The following is a 19641-nucleotide window of genomic DNA, read 5'->3' as shown; positions in this document are numbered from 1 at the left end:
AGGAGATTGTAATTCTAATGAAAGACTTTGAACGTCATCAACTTGCTACGGAACTTGGATTCCAGTATGATCCTGAAACTTCATCTATTTATGGGGAAAATGCTGGCTATTTCTTCTTACTGAGTGAAACTGACACAAAAAATGTTTTTAGCATTGCACTTTCTGTGTCGCGTGATGATGCAGAAGAAGCAGCGGCTCAATTGCATCAAATGGTGAAAGACTCTTCTGTTTTGAAGAGCATTAGCCTCAACCAATATGTCACAACTTTCACTGTAAAAGCTGGAATGACCAAAACAAAAACGATTGAAAACGTTCGTCAAGCCTTAACAGAAATCCTGCAATTTTTGCAAACCAATGGCTTCTACACTGTTTGTGGTTACTCTGGTGAAAAAGGACCAGTTGGTCTCTATCAGATTGGAGATTCCCTCTTCTTGATGAACGAAGATAGCTTCCAAGAGCTCAGTACTCAACTAAAGATTGATACGGATTCGTATAATAGTCAGAAAGAAAATGTCCTTCTTGGAACAGTCGGTGCCTTTATTGGTGCCATTATCGGAGGAGCTGTTACTCTTTTCATTGCTCGCCTCGGCTACGTAGCTTTTTATGCTGGTTTTATCCTTGGTATCTGTGTTGTCAAAGGCTATGAAATCTTAGGGAAGAAATTTAGTAAACTTGGAGCAGTTATTTCTAGCATTCTCTTGTTAGTGACTATCGTTCTCGTGCAACAATTTGACTACGCTTTAGAAGCAGTTAAGCAACTTGGAGTCGACTTTAGTGATGGATTTGATTTGATCAATACCCTTGTTCTAAATGGTGAAGCACCTGAAAAATACTTCTTTAACTTCTTTATGTTGGCAGTCTTCACTATTATTGGGGGTGGTGTTGCCATTAGTTCAGCCTTGTCCACTCATAAGACACGTGGCATTGCACGTAAGATTGGCTAATTCAATTAACCCTTGTTTAAAAAATTAAAACAGAATCGGTCCTTTGGCTGCTTCTGTTTTTTACTTCTGAGTCGAAAAGTGGGCTAGTTTTTGTTATAATGGATAAGATAACGTATAGAAGAGAGTTGTGAGATGGAAATCCTAAACCAAATCAAAGAGGAGTTGGCTGGTATTGAGATTTTGTTCAATGAGCCACTCAAACAATACACCTATACCAAGGTTGGAGGAGCGGCAGATTATTTAGCCTTTCCACGCAATCAATATGAATTAAAACGAATTGTCACCTTTGCTAATGCTCAGGAAATTCCTTGGATGGTCTTGGGGAATTCTTCCAATATTATCGTCCGTGACAGTGGGATTGAAGGCTTTGTGATCATGTTTGATCATTTTCATGACGTCCGAGTCAATGGCTATGTGATTGAAGCGGAGGCGGGAGCTAAGCTAATTGATGTGACTCATGTAGCCCGCTACCATAGCTTGACAGGCTTTGAATTTGCTTGTGGGATTCCAGGTAGCATCGGTGGAGCAGTCTATATGAATGCTGGTGCCTATGGCGGTGAGATTGCCCATATTCTTCAATCATGTAAGGTCTTGACGCCAGAAGGAGAAATTAAAACCTTAACAGCAGAAGAATTAGCTTTTGGCTATCGCCATTCCAAGATTCAAGAAACTGGTGACGTAGTGATTTCTGCCAAGTTTGCCTTAGCACCTGGTAATTATGATCAGATCGATCAAGAAATGGCTCGCTTGACTCATTTGCGTGAGCTTAAGCAACCACTTGAGTATCCGTCTTGTGGTTCGGTCTTTAAACGACCAGTCGGGCACTTTGCGGGTCAATTAATCAGTGAAGCAGGATTGAAAGGGCATCGAATTGGTGGTGTGGAGGTTTCTGAAAAGCATGCCGGCTTTATGATCAATGTCGATCATGGTACTGCCAAAGATTATGAAGACTTGATTGCCCATGTCATTGCGACAGTTGAAAAATCATCTGGGGTGACCTTGGAGCGCGAAGTCCGTATTATTGGGAAAGATTAACGGTTCGAGATGGAATAGGGGCTACTCTAAGGTAGACCCTTCCTACTTTAGAAGGGGGGTGAGTGCCTATCGATACCGAAAATAGGTGGGGCAGTCTTATAAGTCCCCGAGAGGTGTTGGTGGTCTGACGGGTCCGCTCGTCAGCCTATGAGACTAATGGTTGGTCTCAGAAGGAAACGCATGAAAAAGAAGGAATTTATGTGAATTGAAAAAACCAATTATTGAGTTTAGAAATGTCTCAAAAGTATTTGAAGACAGTGATACAGTGGTTCTCAAAGACATCAACTTTGAGTTGGAAGAAGGGAAATTCTATACCCTCCTCGGTGCTTCAGGATCTGGTAAATCAACGATTCTGAACATCATTGCTGGTTTGTTAGACGCTTCGACAGGAGATGTCCTCTTGGATGGTGTTCGGATCAATGATGTACCGACCAATAAACGGGACGTCCATACCGTCTTCCAATCCTATGCCCTTTTCCCACATATGAATGTGTTTGAGAATGTTGCTTTCCCTCTCCGTTTGAAGAAAGTTGACAAGTCTGAAATCGAGAGACGAGTAACAGAAGTCCTCAAGATGGTGCAATTGGGAGGCTTTGAGAAACGGTCCATCCAGAAACTTTCTGGTGGTCAACGCCAGCGGGTAGCCATTGCACGGGCGATTATCAATGAACCGCGAGTAGTCCTCTTGGATGAGCCCTTGTCTGCCCTTGACTTGAAGTTACGGACTGACATGCAGTATGAGCTCCGTGAATTGCAACAACGCTTGGGTATTACCTTTGTTTTTGTAACCCACGACCAGGAAGAAGCGCTAGCGATGAGTGACTGGATCTTTGTCATGAACGAAGGAGAAATCGTCCAATCAGGAACGCCAGTTGATATCTACGATGAGCCCATTAATCATTTTGTTGCGACCTTTATCGGTGAGTCCAATATCCTTCCAGGGATCATGATCGAAGACTACTTAGTAGAATTCAACGGTAAACGCTTTGAGTCAGTCGATGGAGGGATGAGACCAAACGAACCGGTCGAAGTCGTCATTCGTCCCGAAGACTTGCGAATCACCCTGCCCGAAGAAGGTAAGCTCCAGGTAAAAGTGGATACCCAACTGTTCCGAGGGGTACACTATGAGATCATTGCCTATGATGAATTGGGCAATGAGTGGATGATCCACTCAACCCGTAAGGCTATCGTGGGTGAGGAAATCGGTCTGGACTTTGAGCCAGAAGATATCCACGTCATGCGTCTCAATGAAACGGAAGAAGAGTTTGATGCTCGGATCGAAGAATACGTAGAAGTGGAAGAGCAAGAAGCCGGATTGATCAATGCCATCGAGGAGGAAAGAGATGAAGAAAACAACCTCTAACCTCTTTGTGGTTCCCTACTTTCTCTGGATCCTCCTCTTTGTCTTGGCTCCCGTAGTTTTGATTATTTGGCAATCCTTTGTCAATGTCCAAGGACAAGGTTCCTTAGAGAACTACCAAACCTTTTTTACAGCGCAGAATTGGACCTACCTCAAGATGAGCTTCAACTCCATTCTCTATGCTGGGATCGTTACTTTTGTGACGCTTTTGATTTCTTACCCGACAGCTTATTTTTTGACCCAGCTTAAGCACCGCCAACTCTGGCTCATGCTGATTGTCCTTCCAACCTGGGTCAACCTCTTGCTCAAGGCTTATGCCTTTATCGGGATTTTTGGTCAAGGGGGATCTATTAACCAATTCTTGAGCTTCATCGGAATCGGTCCGCAACAGATCCTTTTTACGGACTTTTCTTTCATCTTTGTTGCTAGTTACATTGAGTTGCCTTTTATGATTCTTCCTATCTTCAATGTATTGGATGATTTGGATCCAAACCTCATCAATGCTAGCTATGACCTAGGAGCTAACAAGTGGGATACCTTCCGTCGAGTTGTCTTCCCACTATCTATGAACGGGGTTCGCTCCGGTGTCCAATCAGTCTTTATTCCAAGTTTGAGTCTCTTCATGTTGACGCGTTTGATCGGAGGAAACCGGGTCATTACCCTTGGGACTGCCATCGAGCAGCACTTCCTTACGACGCAAAACTGGGGAATGGGATCCACCATTGGGGTGGTCTTGATCCTTGCTATGCTCTTAGTCATGTGGGTAACGAGAGAAAGGAGTGAACGATGAAAAAGATTTCACGTATCTATTTAGGATTGATTTTCTTGCTCCTTTATCTACCAATCTTTTACTTAATTGCCTATGCCTTTAATGCTGGAGGGGATATGAATGCTTTTACAGGCTTTACCTTGGAGCATTTCCAAAGTCTCTTTGAGGATACGCGTCTCATGTTGATCCTCTCACAGACCTTCCTCTTGGCCTTCTTGTCAGCCTTGATTGCGACTATTATTGGGACCTTTGGGGCAATCTACATTTACCAGTCTAAGAAGAAGTTTGAAGGACCATTTTTGTCCATCAATAACATCCTTATGGTGGCACCTGACGTTATGATTGGGGCTAGCTTCCTGATCCTCTTTACGACCATCAAGTTCCAGCTGGGCTTTGCTTCTGTCTTGATGAGTCACGTGGCCTTTTCTATTCCAATCGTGGTCTTGATGGTCTTGCCGCGCTTGAAGGAAATGAACCGTGATATGGTCAATGCGGCCTATGACCTAGGAGCTACTCAGGTACAGATGTTGAAGGAAATCATGCTTCCTTATTTGACACCTGCCATCATTGCTGGTTACTTTATGGCCTTTACCTATTCCTTGGATGACTTTGCGGTGACCTTCTTTGTTACAGGAAATGGGTTTACGACCTTGTCTGTTGAGATCTACTCACGGGCTCGTCAAGGGATTTCGTTGAATATCAATGCCCTTTCTGCCTTGGTCTTCCTCTTCAGTATCTTACTGGTGGTCGGCTATTACTTCATCACTAGAGAGAAGGAGGAGACAGTATGAAAAAACTCTATTCATTCTTGCTAGGGATTGTCGTGGTTATCCTCGTGTTAGCGGGACTAAGTGCCCGTCTTGAAGCCAAAACCAATCCAAAAGACAGTGACAAGCTAGTCATCTACAACTGGGGAGACTATATCGATCCAGAATTGCTCAAGGAATTTACCAAGGAGACAGGCATTCAAGTCCAATACAATACCTTTGATTCCAATGAAGCCATGTACACCAAGATCAAGCAAGGGGGGACGGCTTACGATATAGCGATTCCAAGTGAATACATGATCGCCAAGATGATGGACGAAAACTTGCTTGAAAAATTAGATAAGTCTAAACTGAAAGGCTTAGACAATATCGACCCACGCTTCTTGAACCTGGATTTTGATCCGGACAATCAGTACTCAGTTCCTTACTTCTGGGGGACCCTTGGTATCATATACAACACCAAGATGGTCGACAAAGTTCCAGAACACTGGGCTGATCTATGGAGACCAGAGTACAAGAATGACATCATGATGTACGATGGGGCGCGTGAGGTCATGGGGATTGGACTCAATAGCTTAGGCTACAGCCTCAACTCCAAGGATCCTCAGCAATTACAAGAGTCTGTTGATAAGCTCTATACCTTGATGCCCAATATCAAGGCTCTTGTAGCCGACGAAATGAAAGGCTACATGATCCAAAACAATGCGGCTATTGGGGTGACCTTCTCCGGTGAAGCCAGTCAAATGCTAGAGGCCAATGAGGACCTCCGCTATGTCGTCCCATCAGAAGCTAGCAACCTTTGGTTTGACAACATTGTCATTCCAAAAACCGTGAAGAATAAAGAAGCAGCTTATGCCTTTATCAACTTCATGCTTCGCCCAGAAAATGCATATAAGAATGCTCTCTATGTCGGTTATTCCACACCGAACAAAGAAGCTAAGAAGATGCTACCAGAAGAGGTCCAAGAGGACCAGGCCTTCTACCCAAGTGATGACACACTAAAGAACTTAGAAGTCTATGAACAACTTGGTAAGAAGTGGTTGGGAGTCTATAACGACCTCTACCTACAAGTGAAGATGTATCGGAAGTAGGAGAGGATATCTATAAAAGTTAAAGCAAGTTTCTACCGGTTAATAGTCGGTTCGAAACTTGCTTTTTTGTGTGAAAAGAAGAATTGAAAACGAAAATACCTTTCTCATAGGTTCTTTCAATTATCTCAACTTTCAGAAAGATTATATTTTGATAATGCCTTTTTATTTGATTTGACTATAAAGTGTAGAGAGACTACAATGAAGTCGTAAACGCTATCATTTTATTTGAAGGCCTTCCTTCTTTCAAATCTCTACAATTTTAAAGGAGTTTCATTATGAGTAAAAAGAAGTTTACTTTTATTCTTTCTGCTTTATTACTATCGCCTATAGTAATAGCCAATCAGGTTCAAGCTGAGGAGCAGGCTGAAAAGCCGACCGAAGCAGTTTCTGAGCTAGTTCGTTCTCCAGAAGCTATTTCTACTGAGAATTCACAAACAAATGCCCAGTCTGAAACTGCAAGCCTTGAGTCAGTAGTGGAGGCAGATGCTGAGATAGAGCGTCCAGTGGAGGGGGACGCTAGCAAGCTAACTGAAACTGACGATACTTTAGGAGGATTACCGAAACCTTTATCGGTTTCAGAAACGTCTGGAAAACTCTCTAGTTTGATTGAAAATCCAAATGTGGCAAATCAAAATTTGACCATAGGGGAAACAGCAGACGAGTTGCTGAAATGGGCGGAGTCCAAACCGGACCAAACAGGTGCAACGCTTGAAGATCGACTTGAGTTTGCAAAGAGCTTGGGGATGATTCCAGATGGAGTAGGCAAGGATGAGCCGGTCCAGAATCTAAACCATATGATTTCAATCGCTAAGAAATTAAGAGAGGCCTATCGTGCAGAGAAAAAAGGACCTCTCATCCTTAATGGAAAGACCCAGCCTATTTTTCCTTTTACTCCAGGTGATGTAGAAACTGGTTATTCTAATGAAAAGAGTGATATCATCCGCTTTGTCGTTTATGTCGAATCAGACTATGATACAGATGGTGATGGGAAAAGGGACCTCATTAAAACATTTGTCCAACTTCCGAAAGCAGCTGCCAATGGAGATTATAAGGCTTCGACCATCTATGAGGCAAGTCCTTACGTGGCGGGAACGACCAATAAGGAAACCCTTGGAGAAATTGGTCTAAAAGAGGAGGGCGAGTTTGACAACAAGAAACTCTATCGTTATATAGATCCTCGTCGTCAAACTGGTTCTACCACAACTTTAGAACATGCTAAAAAGGCAGATTCCAAAGATTGGTACTATAAAAATCCAAACGAAAGTGATGCAACCTTCACACGCTACGATTATGAAAATATTAACTGGTACAACTATTTCTTGGTGAGAGGCTATGCGGTCGTTACCACATCTGGATTGGGGAGCTATCAGTCAGAGGGCATCAATACAACAGGAAGTGACTTGGAAGTAGCTGGTTATAAGAGTGTCATTGAATGGCTAAATGGAAAACGGGTTGCTTATACAGATAAGACATCGAATATTGCTATTAAAGCAGACTGGTCGAATGGAAAAGTCGGTATGACGGGATTGTCATGGGCAGGGACCACTACCTTTGGAGTGGCTGCGACAGGAGTCGAGGGACTGAAGACTATTGTTCCTGCGGCTGGAATCGCGAGTTGGTATGATTATTACAACAGCCAAGGAACGACCTTTAACGTCGGTCCCTACAGAGATTTATCGCATTTGTCTGTCTATGTATCCAATCGGATTCTAGATCCGGCTGACTGGTCTAAGATTAAAGAGGACTATGCTCGCTACATTACTCAGTTGAATCGCGACCAACATAAACATGGCTATAATTATAGCGACATCTGGAAGAATCGTGATTATACCCTTCATCCAGAAAAATTCAAGGCTAGTGCCCTAGTCATGCATGGGTTGAATGATGATAATGTCAGAACTAAACATTTTGACCTGATGTATGAGACTCTGAAAAAGGCTGGCCAGCCCGTGAAGCTCTATCTCTATCAAGGAGATCATATCTATCCTGTCAATAAACGCTTCGGAATTAAAGAGGGGCAACAAAGTGTCAGTGACCTTCTCAATCTATGGTTTAGTCACTACCTATATGATGCAGAAAATCAGGTAGAGTCTTTACCAGAAGTAACCGTTTCTAATAACTATGATCCATCTAAATGGGAACATTATTCTAGCTGGAAGTCTAGCAATCAATTGACCTTGAAGACACTTTCTAGACGTGAGGAAGAAACCATTGATAATGATTACTATGGTGCAGGGATGGATTGGACCAATCGTGATTCTCATACCACCAAGCAATCCTCTACTGCCAATGCTTTGTTTACAGCAGAAGTGACAGAAGATGTGACCATTAAAGGGAATATTCCTGTCCATTTCCAAGCTGCCTTAGCCAAGCTGAATGATCAAAAGCACAAAGACTATCAAGTTAATGTGCAACTGGTCGATCTCTCTGATGAGGAATTTGATGTTGCATCCAATAAGATCACTTATGATGAAGCAGGCTACAAGTACCAAGAAATGCCTCTAAATATCCTTTCTGAAACAGGCTACTGGATGGGAAGTAATTTGAAAAACATTCCTAACAAGCAATTTGGAACCATTAAAACCAAGTATAAGGTCATCTCTTCTGGTTGGATCAACCTAGCCAATCCAGATGCAAGCTATGCCTCCGCTAGCTCAAGTAGTAGCATCGATCCCAAGCTCGGAGAGTTTCGGAACTACACCGTCTATCTACAACCAAACCTTTACACGGTTAAGAAGGGGCATAAACTGGGCTTAGTCTTTACTACCTTTGATAGTAACTATGTCTGGACGGATGATCCGTATTCCTATCGCTTGAAAACACAGTCCATCGTAGCAGAAATACCAACTGTTCAAAAAAGTAGTCTTCGCTATGCTTGGTATGTTCCAAATGAGAAGGATGAAACTTATCAGGTACTTCCATTGGTTGAAGAACCCCTGCCAGAGTATCCACTGGATACCCTTGTGCATACTGTGGATCAGAAAGAGCAGACACCAAACAAGGATTATACACCATACGAGTCAGGTTCATTAGCAGTTGAGCCTAGCAAGAAGAATACGCTGGTACCACTAGCTGTTAACTACCAACAAGAAACATCCGAGACGGTGGATGAAAATCTCCCTCAAGTAAGCAGTACTCGTAAGGAAGGACTTTATTTGCCGCAAACTGGAATGACCACCAACTTTGAAGTCATTTCAAGTGTGTTGGGAATCGTTCTTATAGTCGGAATGGGAATCGTCCAACTAAAAGAAAGAGAAAATTAGTCATATAGATTGAATCACCAGCTTTCCTATTTTTTAGGGGAGCTGATTTTTTAGTAGTTTGCGTGCTTCTAAGCATTGTCCTGAACTAGAAAAATAGCCTTAAATATAGTATAATGAGGTGATATGCTTAGAAGGGAATGTAGAAGTATTGAGAACTTCAGAATTGCTAATTATTATTCCTGCTTATAATGAAAGTGGTAATATAGAAAAAACAATCAAGATGATTGAGGAACATACGCCAGAATTTGACTATGTCATTATCAATGATTGTTCCACAGACAATACTCTGGAAATTTGTAAAAGGAATCAATTTAATGTCATTGATTTACCCATCAATTTAGGAATTGGTGGTGCTGTACAAACAGGATATCAATATGCAGTTAGACACAGCTACCAATACGCTGTCCAAGTAGACGGAGACGGCCAACACAATCCTGAATTTATTAAAAAAATGTTAGAAGTTCTTCAAGAAAAAAAAGTCAACATGGTGATTGGTTCTCGTTTCATTGAAAATCAAGGTTTCCAATCCTCATTCGCGCGGCGGATTGGAATTTCATTTTTTGAAAAATTAATCAAGGTTTTGACGGGTCAAAAGGTAACAGATCCTACATCTGGGTTGCGGGTGGTAGATCGCAAAGTGATCGAAGAATTTGCTAAACAATATCCAAGTGATTATCCAGAACCAGAGACGATTGTGTCCCTGTTAACCTCAGGATATTCAGTTGCAGAAGTGCCTGTATTAATGAACGAACGAGAACACGGGGAATCATCGATTACATTAAGCAAATCTGTTTACTATATGATTAAAGTGACAATGGCTATGTTATTGGCTAGAATCGGTGGAGGATATAAGAAATAAGATGCTAAATATTTGGTTGACCATTATTGTGATTGTTTTTATGCTTTATATTCTACGACTGGTTGCAAAGAAGCTTGTTGAAATGAGAAATGTCATCTCTTGGCTTATTCTTTGTATCGTCTCGTTGCCAGTCATTTGGTTTCCGAATTTGATTGGAGCAATATCTGAATTTCTTGGGATTCAGACGTTAAGTAACTTTGTTTTTCTATTAAGTACATTTTTATTAATATTTTTAATCTTTTCATTAACTCGTACTGTATCGAAGCAATCAGTACAGATTAAGAAATTGTCACAAACAATTGCCTTATTAAGAAGTGAGAATGAAAATGAACAATAAAGCAAATAGGAGTGTTTATTTTTGGAATTTTGCTGGGAATATAGCAGCGGCTGCAGTTTCTATATTGTATTTGATTATTGTCTCTCGATATACTTCCGCAAGTGATGCTGATAATTTTAGTTTAGCTTATGCAATTGGGAATCTCTGGATTGTAATTGGTATGTTTCAAGTAAGAAATTATCAGGCGACTGATTTGAAAGAAACATACTCATATTTGGAGTATTGGCTAACTAGGGTTATAACAATTTGTTTGATGTTAGTCACATTATTTCCATATTTACTTTTTAGTGGAAATAATGTTGGAAAAGGAAATTTATTTTTAATTATAATCCTAACGGTGCTTTATCGTTCTTGTGATGCTTTTTCTGACTTATTCCAAGGATTGTTTCAACAACATGAACGTTTAGATATTGCCGGGAAATTAATGGTGCTACGTTATGGTTTGAGCACAATCATTCTCCTAATTAGTTTGTTACTTTCAGATTCTTTAATTTTTTCTTTAATTTGTTTATGCTTATTTAATGTTTTATTTGTTTTTTTAGGTGATTATTTCCAATCCAAACAAATTAGAACGATACCCTTTAATCAGATTTCATATACTACATTTAAGCGTTCAATTAGTATCATGAAAACTTGCCTTCCCTTGTTTGTCAATGGTTTTTTATTAGTGTATGTATTGAATTATCCAAAACAAGTGATTGATAAATTGCTAGTCGAGGGTGTATTACGTGAAGGTGCTCAAAGAGACTTCAGTATCTTATTCATGCCTGTTTTCTTTATGAGTTTATTTGTATTAGCATTAAGACCGTTAATTACCGATTTGGCAAAACAATGGTCAGAAAAAAGATTTCATACGTTTAATGCTATGGTTCGTAAGATTTTATTATTACTTATGATTTTGGGACTGGTGGTATCAATACTAGCCTATTTGTTAGGGATCCCTATTTTGAATATTATAAGTGGTATTGATTTATCAAATTATAGTTTATTACTTACTATTTTAGTGCTTTCCGGCTTTTTATATTCTATAGCGTCTGTCATAGGTGATTTTTTAATTATATTGAGGAAGCAAGTTTATCTACTCTATGTTTATATCGCAATGGCGTTGTTGACAAATCTTCTTACGCCTTTAGCGATGAGGGAATTTGGCTTGTTTGGAGCAGGGCTTAGTTTTGTTATAGTTATGTTATTTTACACGCTTGCGAGTTGGAGTGTCTTTGTAATTATGAGAAGGAAGGAAATTCAAAAATATGAATCAGTGGAATGATCATACATTTGTAATCTGTGCCTACGGGGATAGCCCTTATTTAGAGGATTGTATAAAATCGTTATTAAGCCAAACCGTAAAAAGTAATATTATTTTATACACCTCTACTCCAAGTGTATTTATCGAAAGTGTTTGCCAGAAATATGCCATTCCATTTAATACAAGTGTAGGTGGTGGGATTGGGAAAGATTGGAATAATGCATTATCTTTTGTTACCAGCCAATATGCTACGATTGCCCATCAAGATGATTATTATGAGCCAACCTATTTAATGGAAATTCAAGAGAGGATAAAGAAGCATCAAGATGCTATCATTCTTTATTCTGATTATTTTGAAGAAAAAAATGGTGAAGTTATTAAACCAACTTCAAATCTAAAAATAAAATCATTAATGTTAAAAACAATCTCTTTATTCCCTAAAACTAAGTGGTGGAGAAATCGCATTCTTGCTTTTGGAAATCCGATTTGTTGCCCTGCTGTAACTTATAATTTAGAATTGGTTAAGGGGTTTAGATTTGATGAGGAATGGAGAGTTAGCCTGGACTGGCTTGCTTGGTACCATTTAGCAAAGTATGATGGCAGATTTGTATATATTCCAAAAAAATTAATGTGCCATCGTATTCATGAAGATTCTGAAACGAGTAATACCATTAGTGATAATACTCGAACTAAGGAAGATTACATGATGTATAATCTTTTTTGGCCAAAAGGATTAGCGAAATGTTTAAATCGTTTTTATAAAAAGAGTCAGGATACAAATGGTTAAACATTACTTGTTTGAGGTTTGCTAACAATATAAAAGTTCTATTTTCTTGCTTATCTGTAAAAACCATGAGTGATATTTATAAATATAAAGGATAAAATTGTGAAAGAAGCGCCTAAGATTAGTGTCATTATTCCAGTATATAATGCAGAATTATATCTCAAAAGATGTATAGATTCAGTTTTGAATCAAAGTTTTAAATCATTTGAAATTATTGCAATTGATGATGGTTCAAAGGATAATTCGTTCAAAATATTGAATGAATACCAACAATTTTCTCCAAGTATTAGAATTTTGAGTCGGGAAAATCAAGGTGCAGCCTATACTAGAAATGAAGGTATCAAGCTTGCAAAAGGTGAATTCATCATGTTTATCGACAGTGATGATTACATAAACCCAGACTACTTGCAGGTGTTTTATGATGAAATATCAAGTGGGATAGATGATGCGGTTATTGGTGGACTTCAGAGAGTAAACCAAGATGGTAAACAACTATTTTCTATCCAATTGGGTAAAGATAAATGGTCGAAATACAGATCAATTTCACCATGTGCTCGCATCTATAGAAAAAAATTTTTAGTAGATAACGAACTTTCTTTTCCAGATATTCCGCTGGCTGAGGACTTGTTATTCAGCTTAACGGTATATACAAAATCTGAAAATATAAGAACTATCCCATATTGTGGATATAATTGGTTTTACAATGAGAATAGTGCATCTAATACATTAAATAAAGGATTTAACCCAAATTTAGATATCAAGAATGTACTTGATAAAATTGCAGCGATTATCCCTAAAGATTTTTCTGAAACTAAATTAATTAAATTTTTTATAAAAAAATTTACTCTTTATTGGTTATTGGACGGTGGGAGACATTCAACAAGTGAGGAGTTTTTACGTCAATATAAAGAAATTAATGATTGGGTCAAGATAAATGGAATGAAGTCCACACTTTCTGTTTTTAATCGAGAAATTAGAGATGAGAGATTGATGGTTAAACTAGCTATCTTTACAATGAACTTGATTGAAAAAGTCGGTTTATTAAAACTGTTTGCAAAACTGTATTGTAAAGGATAGTTAGAAAAACTATAGTTTACCGAAAAGATAATAGTAAATGTTAATAGGAGCAATGAATGGTTATATCAGTTGTAGTCCCGTGTTTTAACGAAGAAGAATCGATTCCATTATTTTACGAAGAAATGGAACGAGTTCGGACCTCCATGGGGGAAGAATTTGAATATATTTTTATTAATGATGGGTCTTCTGATAAAACGTTAGATGTTTTACGTGAACTCAATCTCTTGAATCCTTATGCCCATTATCTTTCTTTTTCACGAAACTTTGGGAAGGAAGCAGCTCTCTATGCTGGCCTCCAACACGCTACAGGAGATTACGTAACGGTCATGGATGTGGACCTACAAGATCCGCCAGAGTTATTGATCGAAATGAAGCAGAGGTTGGATCAACAGCCAAATTTGGATTGCGTCGGAACCCGTCGGGTAACCCGTGACGGGGAACCACCGATTCGTTCTTTCTTTGCACGGATGTTTTATAAATTGATCAATCATATCAGCCAAGTTGAAATGGTTGACGGAGCGCGTGATTTTCGTTTGATGCGCCGTCCCATGGTCGATGCCATTCTTAAACTATCTGAGTACAATCGGTTCTCTAAGGGGATTTTCGCCTGGGTTGGATTTGATACAGAATACCTAGAATATAAAAATGTAGAGCGCGTGGCAGGAGAGACTTCCTGGAATTTTTGGTCCCTCTTCAAATACTCGATCGAAGGGATTGTAAACTTCTCAGACGCCCCACTAAATATTGCCTTTATTGGTGGACTGTTATCTTGGGTATTAGCCTTTGTCATGATGGTTCTGATTGTGATCCGGACCTTAGTATTTGGAGATCCAACTTCTGGATGGCCATCCCTCATGACGGTGATTCTCTTTCTTGGAGGATTCCAATTACTAACCATTGGAATTTTAGGTAAATATATTGGTAAGATCTTCATGGAAACCAAGAAACGTCCAATCTATGTCATCAAGGAGAAAAGCAAGTAAAAAGCAGAAATCTTCTGTTTTTTTTGCTATAATGATAGGGAAAAATCATTTGAAAGGAAATTACCATGATTTTAATTACAGGTGCAAATGGTCAACTTGGAACGGAGCTTCGCCATTTGTTAGATGAACGAAATGAAGAATATGTAGCTGTTGATGTAGCTGAAATGGACATCACAAATGCAGAGAAAGTAGATGAGGTTTTTGCGCAAGTGAAGCCAACTCTAGTCTATCACTGTGCTGCCTATACAGCCGTTGATGCTGCTGAAGATGAAGGGAAAGAGTTGGACTATGCGATCAACGTGACTGGTACGGAAAATGTAGCGAAGGCGTCTGAAAAACATGGGGCAACCCTAGTCTATATTTCTACGGACTATGTGTTTAATGGGAATATGCCAGTTGGGCAAGAATGGGAAGTAGACGATCAACCAGATCCCCAAACAGAGTACGGTCGTACCAAACGTATGGGGGAAAAATTGGTTGAGAAGCATGTTTCGAACTTCTATATCATCCGTACAGCTTGGGTCTTTGGAAACTACGGTAAGAACTTTGTCTTCACCATGCAAAACCTTGCCAAGACTCACAAAACACTTACAGTCGTCAACGACCAACATGGTCGTCCAACCTGGACACGTACATTGGCTGAGTTCATGACTTATTTGGCTGAAAACCGTAAGGAGTATGGTTATTACCACTTGTCTAACGATGCGAAAGAAGATACAACTTGGTATGACTTTGCAGTTGAAATCCTCAAAGATACGGATGTTGAAGTGAAACCAGTGGATTCTAGCCAATTCCCAGCTAAGGCAAAACGCCCGCTAAACTCAACGATGAGCTTGGCAAAAGCGAAAGCTACAGGATTCGTTATTCCAACTTGGCAAGATGCCTTGAAAGAGTTCTATAAACAAGAAGTGTGATAGGAGAAATTTGAAGCGACCCTCAAGGGTCGCTTTTCTGTTTGAATTAGGCAAAAAGCCTAGAAAATGGTATAATTGAATAGACTGTAAATTGTTAGAAAGGGAATATTATGCAACACGTTTTTATTATCGGAAGTCGTGGGCTTCCGGCTCAATATGGCGGTTTTGAGACTTTTGTGGACCAATTGGTCTCCCATCAAGTGTCTTCGAAAATCCAGTACCATGTTGCTTGCCTTTCTAATGATCTAGCCTATCATCATTTTGACTACAAGGGTGTCGATTGTTTTACGATTAAAGCACCGAAACTTGGGCCAGCTCGCGTCATTGCCTATGATATGATGGCCATCAACTATGCTCTGAAGGTTATTAAGAAACAGGGAATTGAACAGCCGATTTTTTATGTCTTAGGCAATACAATCGGAGCCTTTGTGGCGCCTTTTGCGCGTAAGATCCATAAGATGGGTGGACGATTCTATATCAACCCAGATGGACTGGAGTGGAAGCGGGCCAAGTGGGCTAAACCGATCCAAGCCTATCTCAAGTATTCCGAAAAGATCATGACGCGCCACGCTGACTTGGTAATTTCAGACAACCCAGGTATTGAGTCCTATATCAAGGAAGCCTATCCTTGGTCCAAGACGACTTATATTGCCTATGGGACGGACTTATCTCCGACCAACCTGAGCAGTCAGGATAGGAAGGTCAGAGAACTCTATCACAAGTGGCAGACACAAGAGAAGAACTATTACTTGATCTTGGGTCGCTTTGTCCCAGAAAATAATTATGAGACTGCCATTCGTGAATTTATGGCCTCTTCCACCAAGCGGGATTTGGTGATTATTTGTAACCATGAAGGCAATCCTTATTTTGAAGAACTCCGTGCTCGAACAGGATTTGATCAGGATCCACGCGTCAAGTTTATAGGAACGGTCTATGATCAAGACCTATTGAAGTATATCCGTAAAGAAGCCTTTGCCTATATCCATGGTCATGAAGTGGGCGGAACCAATCCGGGTCTCTTAGAGGCTCTTGCTCATACGGATCTGAATTTGGTTTTAGGAGTCTCCTTTAACCAAACAGTTGCAAAGGATGCAGCTCAATATTGGACCAAAGAAGCTGGGAATTTAGCGCATTTGATCGACCAGGTTGATTCTTTAGAAGATGTATCTGATTGGGGTCAACGTGCCAAGGCCAATATGAAGCAAAACTTTACCTGGGAAAAAATTGTAGGTGAGTACGAGGAATTATTCTTATCATGAAAGTAAATATCTTGTTGTCCACCTATAATGGTGAACAGTATCTAAAAGAGCAGGTCAAAAGTATCCAAGACCAGACTTATCAGGATTGGCAACTCTTGATCCGAGATGATGGGTCGACAGATGGTACGGTGGAGATCATTCGAGAGTTGGTAGCCCAGGATGAGCGCATTCGCTTTATCAATCAAGGTGCTATCGAAAATCTTGGTGTCATCAAAAGCTTCCACGCCCTCTTGAAATATGAAAAAGCAGATCTTTATTGCTTCAGTGATCAAGATGATGTTTGGCTTCCTGAAAAAATTGCTCTTCAAGTAGCAGAAGCGGCCAAGCACCCTCAAGAAGTCCCTTTGCTGGTCTACACAGATTTAAAAGTGGTCGATGAAAACTTGAACGTGCAACATGAGAGTATGATTCGCACCCAGTCTGATCATGCCAATACAGAACTGATTCAAGAGTTGACGGAAAATACAGTAACTGGTGGGGTAGCCATGATTAACCACGCGTTGGCTGACTTATGGACAGGCCAAGAAAAACATGCGCTTCTCATGCATGATTGGTATTTAGCATTACTAGCAACTGCCTTTGGAAAGTTGATCTATATCGATCAGCCGACAGAATTGTACCGGCAGCACAGTAGCAACGTTCTTGGAGCTCGAACCCTAAAAAAACGGGTTAAAAACTGGGTTCGCCCTCATATTCTGTTTGCTAAGTATTGGAAGCTCATTGAATCCAGTCAAGAACAAGCAAAAAATTTATTGGATCTGCCAGTCAGCCCCCAAAATAAAGAAATTATTGAAAACTTTGTGACCATCATGGACGTTCCACTAAAAGAACGTTTGAGACGACTTCGTCAGTATGGTTATCGGAAGAACCGGGCTTTTCACACCTTTGTGTTTACCGGCTTGATTCTGACAAAGTTTGCATATCGAGGTAAAAAATAATGTTTGACGTTTTTAGTCAGAAAAATCGAATTTTATTACGAGAATTAATTAAAACAGACTTTAAATTACGCTACCAAGGATCAGCGATCGGTTATCTTTGGTCGATTTTAAAGCCATTGATGACCTTTACAATCATGTATGTCGTCTTCATCCGCTTCTTACGTTTGGGTGGAGATGTGCCCCATTTCCCAGTTGCCCTCTTATTGGCCAATGTAATCTGGGGCTTTTTCTCAGAAGCAACATCTATGGGGATGGTGTCGATTGTTAGTCGAGGCGACTTGTTGCGAAAATTGAACTTCTCCAAACACATCATTGTCTTGTCTGCGATTTCAGGAGCAGCCATTAACTTTGTCATTAACCTTATTGTTGTTTTGATTTTTTCATTCTTTAATGGGGTGACATTCTCTTGGACAGCCTTGATGGTGATTCCGCTATTCTTTGAGTTGTTCTTGATGGCGACAGGATGTGCATTAATCTTAGCGACATTTTTTGTCCGTTTCCGTGACTTAGGTCAAGTCTGGGAAGTGCTCTTGCAAGCAGGCTTGTATGCGACGCCAATTATCTACCCAATTACCTTTATTGCAGACCGCAATCCATGGGCGGCTAAGTTGGTCATGATGAATCCATTAGCACAAATTATTCAAGACATGCGGTATTTCTTGATTGATAAGGCCAACACCCCTGTTTGGCTTTTGGTAGAGAATAAGTTCTTGGTTCTGATTCCTTATGTTTTACCAATTCTTATTTTTGTCGCTGGCTTTGCTTACTTTAACAAACATGCTAAGAAATTTGCGGAGATTCTCTAATGACAGATAAACAAATTGCAGTAAAAGTAGACCATGTCAGCAAGTACTTTAAGTTGCCAACAGAAGCAACCAATAGTCTTCGAACTGCCCTGGTCAATCGCTTCAAAGGCATTAAAGGCTATAAAGAACAACACGTTCTCAAGGATATTTCTTTTGAAGTTGAAAAAGGAGATTTTTTCGGGATCCTCGGAAGAAATGGTTCTGGAAAATCAACCCTCTTGAAAATTATTTCAGAAATCTATGTGCCAGAAAAAGGCACTGTCACTATTGATGGGAAACTGGTGTCCTTCATTGAGCTTGGAGTGGGCTTTAACCCAGAACTGACAGGTCGAGAAAATGTCTACATGAACGGGGCCATGCTGGGCTTCTCAACAGCTGAAATTGATGCCATGTACGATGATATCGTAGACTTTGCCGAGTTGCATGAATTCATGAATCAAAAACTCAAGAATTACTCATCTGGGATGCAGGTTCGTCTCGCCTTTTCGGTTGCCATTAAGGCCCAAGGGGATATCTTGATTTTGGATGAAGTCCTTGCAGTAGGAGATGAAGCCTTCCAGCGCAAGTGTAACGATTATTTCCAAGAACGGAAAAAATCAGGGAAAACTACTATCCTGGTTACTCATGATATGGGGGCCGTCAAGAAATATTGTAACAAGGCCGTTTTGATTGAAAATGGTTTGGTGAAAGCAATTGGTGATCCCTTTGACGTTTCTGATCAATATAGTTTTGACAATTTGGAATCGAGTTCCCATCATAATGGAAATGAAGACGAGGGCTTGGTCACAGCGGAAGTTAAAGATTTTACAGCTAGATTGCTTTCTCCTAAAAAAGTAACTCCTGATGATGAGGTGGTTATTGAGTTTTCATTTGATCTATTAGATGATTCTGTGAATCCACATATAGCCTTTTCATTTGTTGATATTTCTACTGGGAATGGGCTTTATAACGATAATTCCATGGATATTCCATTATCTGGTGTCGGACCTAAAAAAATCACCTATAAATGTAAACTACCGTACTTTAATCATGTGAAATTAAGATTAGTAGCATTTTTAAGAGACGAAAATCAAGAAAACTTAGCAATATTGTCGACAACGAACCCTCCGGTCTTTTCAATTGATCGGGTTGTGGATCGGACAAATCGTTCAGAGTTGGATTCTTCTACTGGATTGTTAATCCGTCAAGGCAAGTGGGAATAATACCTTT

General features: G+C 40.0%; 18 protein-coding genes. All 18 read left to right on the top strand.

Features of this window, described 5'->3' with window-relative positions; genetic code table 11:
• Positions 1–17: 17 nt before the first annotated feature.
• A complete protein-coding gene (locus tag ABT997_RS01420; RefSeq protein WP_350018561.1) occupies positions 18–944 on the top strand; it encodes a hypothetical protein in 927 nt (308 codons plus the stop codon).
• A gap of 132 nt (positions 945–1076) precedes the next feature.
• Positions 1077–1979, top strand: a complete 903-nt coding sequence (gene murB / locus ABT997_RS01415; protein WP_195549965.1) for a UDP-N-acetylmuramate dehydrogenase — start codon at positions 1077–1079, stop codon at positions 1977–1979.
• A 205-nt stretch (positions 1980–2184) separates the two neighbouring features.
• On the top strand, positions 2185–3342 hold the full coding sequence (locus ABT997_RS01410; protein WP_129821952.1) for an ABC transporter ATP-binding protein: 1158 nt from the start codon (positions 2185–2187) through the stop codon (positions 3340–3342).
• Complete coding sequence (locus ABT997_RS01405) at positions 3323–4129, top strand: ABC transporter permease (protein WP_048687974.1); 807 nt, start codon at positions 3323–3325, stop codon at positions 4127–4129. Before ABT997_RS01410 ends, ABT997_RS01405 begins: the two co-directional genes overlap by 20 nt.
• Complete coding sequence (locus ABT997_RS01400; RefSeq protein ID WP_048687979.1) at positions 4126–4899, top strand: ABC transporter permease; 774 nt, start codon at positions 4126–4128, stop codon at positions 4897–4899. Before ABT997_RS01405 ends, ABT997_RS01400 begins: the two co-directional genes overlap by 4 nt.
• Positions 4896–5966 carry an ABC transporter substrate-binding protein gene (locus ABT997_RS01395; RefSeq protein WP_195612037.1) on the top strand — a complete coding sequence of 357 codons (1071 nt, stop codon included), beginning with the start codon at positions 4896–4898 and terminating at the stop codon, positions 5964–5966. The genes ABT997_RS01400 and ABT997_RS01395 overlap by 4 nt, the downstream gene beginning before the upstream one ends.
• A gap of 275 nt (positions 5967–6241) precedes the next feature.
• Positions 6242–9229, top strand: a complete 2988-nt coding sequence (locus ABT997_RS01390; RefSeq protein ID WP_350018560.1) for a CocE/NonD family hydrolase — start codon at positions 6242–6244, stop codon at positions 9227–9229.
• A gap of 148 nt (positions 9230–9377) precedes the next feature.
• Positions 9378–10088, top strand: coding sequence for a glycosyltransferase family 2 protein (locus ABT997_RS01385; protein WP_195549963.1), 711 nt, complete (start codon positions 9378–9380; stop codon positions 10086–10088).
• A 1-nt stretch (position 10089) separates the two neighbouring features.
• The gene (locus ABT997_RS01380; RefSeq protein ID WP_195549962.1) at positions 10090–10425 is read left to right on the top strand and encodes a DUF2304 domain-containing protein; all 336 of its coding nucleotides are present in this window, start codon (positions 10090–10092) and stop codon (positions 10423–10425) included.
• Positions 10409–11692: a lipopolysaccharide biosynthesis protein gene (locus ABT997_RS01375; protein ID WP_195549961.1), complete on the top strand. Its 1284-nt coding sequence runs from the start codon at positions 10409–10411 to the stop codon at positions 11690–11692. The genes ABT997_RS01380 and ABT997_RS01375 overlap by 17 nt, the downstream gene beginning before the upstream one ends.
• Positions 11676–12458, top strand: a complete 783-nt coding sequence (locus ABT997_RS01370) for a glycosyltransferase family 2 protein (RefSeq protein WP_195549960.1) — start codon at positions 11676–11678, stop codon at positions 12456–12458. Before ABT997_RS01375 ends, ABT997_RS01370 begins: the two co-directional genes overlap by 17 nt.
• A 99-nt stretch (positions 12459–12557) precedes the next feature.
• Positions 12558–13532 carry a glycosyltransferase family 2 protein gene (locus tag ABT997_RS01365; RefSeq protein ID WP_287514887.1) on the top strand — a complete coding sequence of 325 codons (975 nt, stop codon included), beginning with the start codon at positions 12558–12560 and terminating at the stop codon, positions 13530–13532.
• A gap of 56 nt (positions 13533–13588) precedes the next feature.
• Entirely contained in the window at positions 13589–14515 is a 927-nt protein-coding gene (locus ABT997_RS01360) for a glycosyltransferase family 2 protein (protein ID WP_195549959.1), read from the top strand.
• A 65-nt stretch (positions 14516–14580) separates the two neighbouring features.
• Positions 14581–15429, top strand: a complete 849-nt coding sequence (gene rfbD, locus ABT997_RS01355; RefSeq protein WP_350018559.1) for a dTDP-4-dehydrorhamnose reductase — start codon at positions 14581–14583, stop codon at positions 15427–15429.
• 110 nt (positions 15430–15539) lie between these two features.
• Complete coding sequence (gene cps2T / locus ABT997_RS01350; RefSeq protein ID WP_195549957.1) at positions 15540–16688, top strand: beta 1-4 rhamnosyltransferase Cps2T; 1149 nt, start codon at positions 15540–15542, stop codon at positions 16686–16688.
• Complete coding sequence (locus tag ABT997_RS01345) at positions 16685–17626, top strand: glycosyltransferase family 2 protein (RefSeq protein WP_350018558.1); 942 nt, start codon at positions 16685–16687, stop codon at positions 17624–17626. Before cps2T ends, ABT997_RS01345 begins: the two co-directional genes overlap by 4 nt.
• Entirely contained in the window at positions 17626–18432 is an 807-nt protein-coding gene (locus ABT997_RS01340) for an ABC transporter permease (RefSeq protein ID WP_048716888.1), read from the top strand. The genes ABT997_RS01345 and ABT997_RS01340 overlap by 1 nt, the downstream gene beginning before the upstream one ends.
• On the top strand, positions 18432–19634 hold the full coding sequence (locus ABT997_RS01335; protein WP_195549955.1) for an ABC transporter ATP-binding protein: 1203 nt from the start codon (positions 18432–18434) through the stop codon (positions 19632–19634). Before ABT997_RS01340 ends, ABT997_RS01335 begins: the two co-directional genes overlap by 1 nt.
• Positions 19635–19641 lie beyond the last annotated feature (7 nt).

The sequence above is a fragment of the Streptococcus australis genome, assembly GCF_040226615.1.
Classification (GTDB): Bacteria; Bacillota; Bacilli; order Lactobacillales; family Streptococcaceae; genus Streptococcus; species Streptococcus australis_E.
Note: the sequence above shows the minus strand (reverse complement) of the source record. Positions and strands in the feature narration are given on the sequence as shown.

What these genes read in the sequence shown, in the direction of transcription:
- ABT997_RS01345 (WP_350018558.1), top strand. Translation starts at nt 16,685, where the DNA reads ATGAAAGTAAATATCTTGTTGTCCACCTATAATGGTGAACAGTATCTA.
- ABT997_RS01335 (WP_195549955.1), top strand. Translation starts at nt 18,432, where the DNA reads ATGACAGATAAACAAATTGCAGTAAAAGTAGACCATGTCAGCAAGTAC.
- ABT997_RS01370 (WP_195549960.1), top strand. Translation starts at nt 11,676, where the DNA reads ATGAATCAGTGGAATGATCATACATTTGTAATCTGTGCCTACGGGGAT.
- ABT997_RS01390 (WP_350018560.1), top strand. Translation starts at nt 6,242, where the DNA reads ATGAGTAAAAAGAAGTTTACTTTTATTCTTTCTGCTTTATTACTATCG.
- ABT997_RS01420 (WP_350018561.1), top strand. Translation starts at nt 18, where the DNA reads ATGAAAGACTTTGAACGTCATCAACTTGCTACGGAACTTGGATTCCAG.
- ABT997_RS01405 (WP_048687974.1), top strand. Translation starts at nt 3,323, where the DNA reads ATGAAGAAAACAACCTCTAACCTCTTTGTGGTTCCCTACTTTCTCTGG.
- ABT997_RS01340 (WP_048716888.1), top strand. Translation starts at nt 17,626, where the DNA reads ATGTTTGACGTTTTTAGTCAGAAAAATCGAATTTTATTACGAGAATTA.
- rfbD (WP_350018559.1), top strand. Translation starts at nt 14,581, where the DNA reads ATGATTTTAATTACAGGTGCAAATGGTCAACTTGGAACGGAGCTTCGC.
- ABT997_RS01395 (WP_195612037.1), top strand. Translation starts at nt 4,896, where the DNA reads ATGAAAAAACTCTATTCATTCTTGCTAGGGATTGTCGTGGTTATCCTC.
- ABT997_RS01375 (WP_195549961.1), top strand. Translation starts at nt 10,409, where the DNA reads ATGAAAATGAACAATAAAGCAAATAGGAGTGTTTATTTTTGGAATTTT.
- cps2T (WP_195549957.1), top strand. Translation starts at nt 15,540, where the DNA reads ATGCAACACGTTTTTATTATCGGAAGTCGTGGGCTTCCGGCTCAATAT.
- ABT997_RS01360 (WP_195549959.1), top strand. Translation starts at nt 13,589, where the DNA reads ATGGTTATATCAGTTGTAGTCCCGTGTTTTAACGAAGAAGAATCGATT.
- murB (WP_195549965.1), top strand. Translation starts at nt 1,077, where the DNA reads ATGGAAATCCTAAACCAAATCAAAGAGGAGTTGGCTGGTATTGAGATT.
- ABT997_RS01400 (WP_048687979.1), top strand. Translation starts at nt 4,126, where the DNA reads ATGAAAAAGATTTCACGTATCTATTTAGGATTGATTTTCTTGCTCCTT.
- ABT997_RS01380 (WP_195549962.1), top strand. Translation starts at nt 10,090, where the DNA reads ATGCTAAATATTTGGTTGACCATTATTGTGATTGTTTTTATGCTTTAT.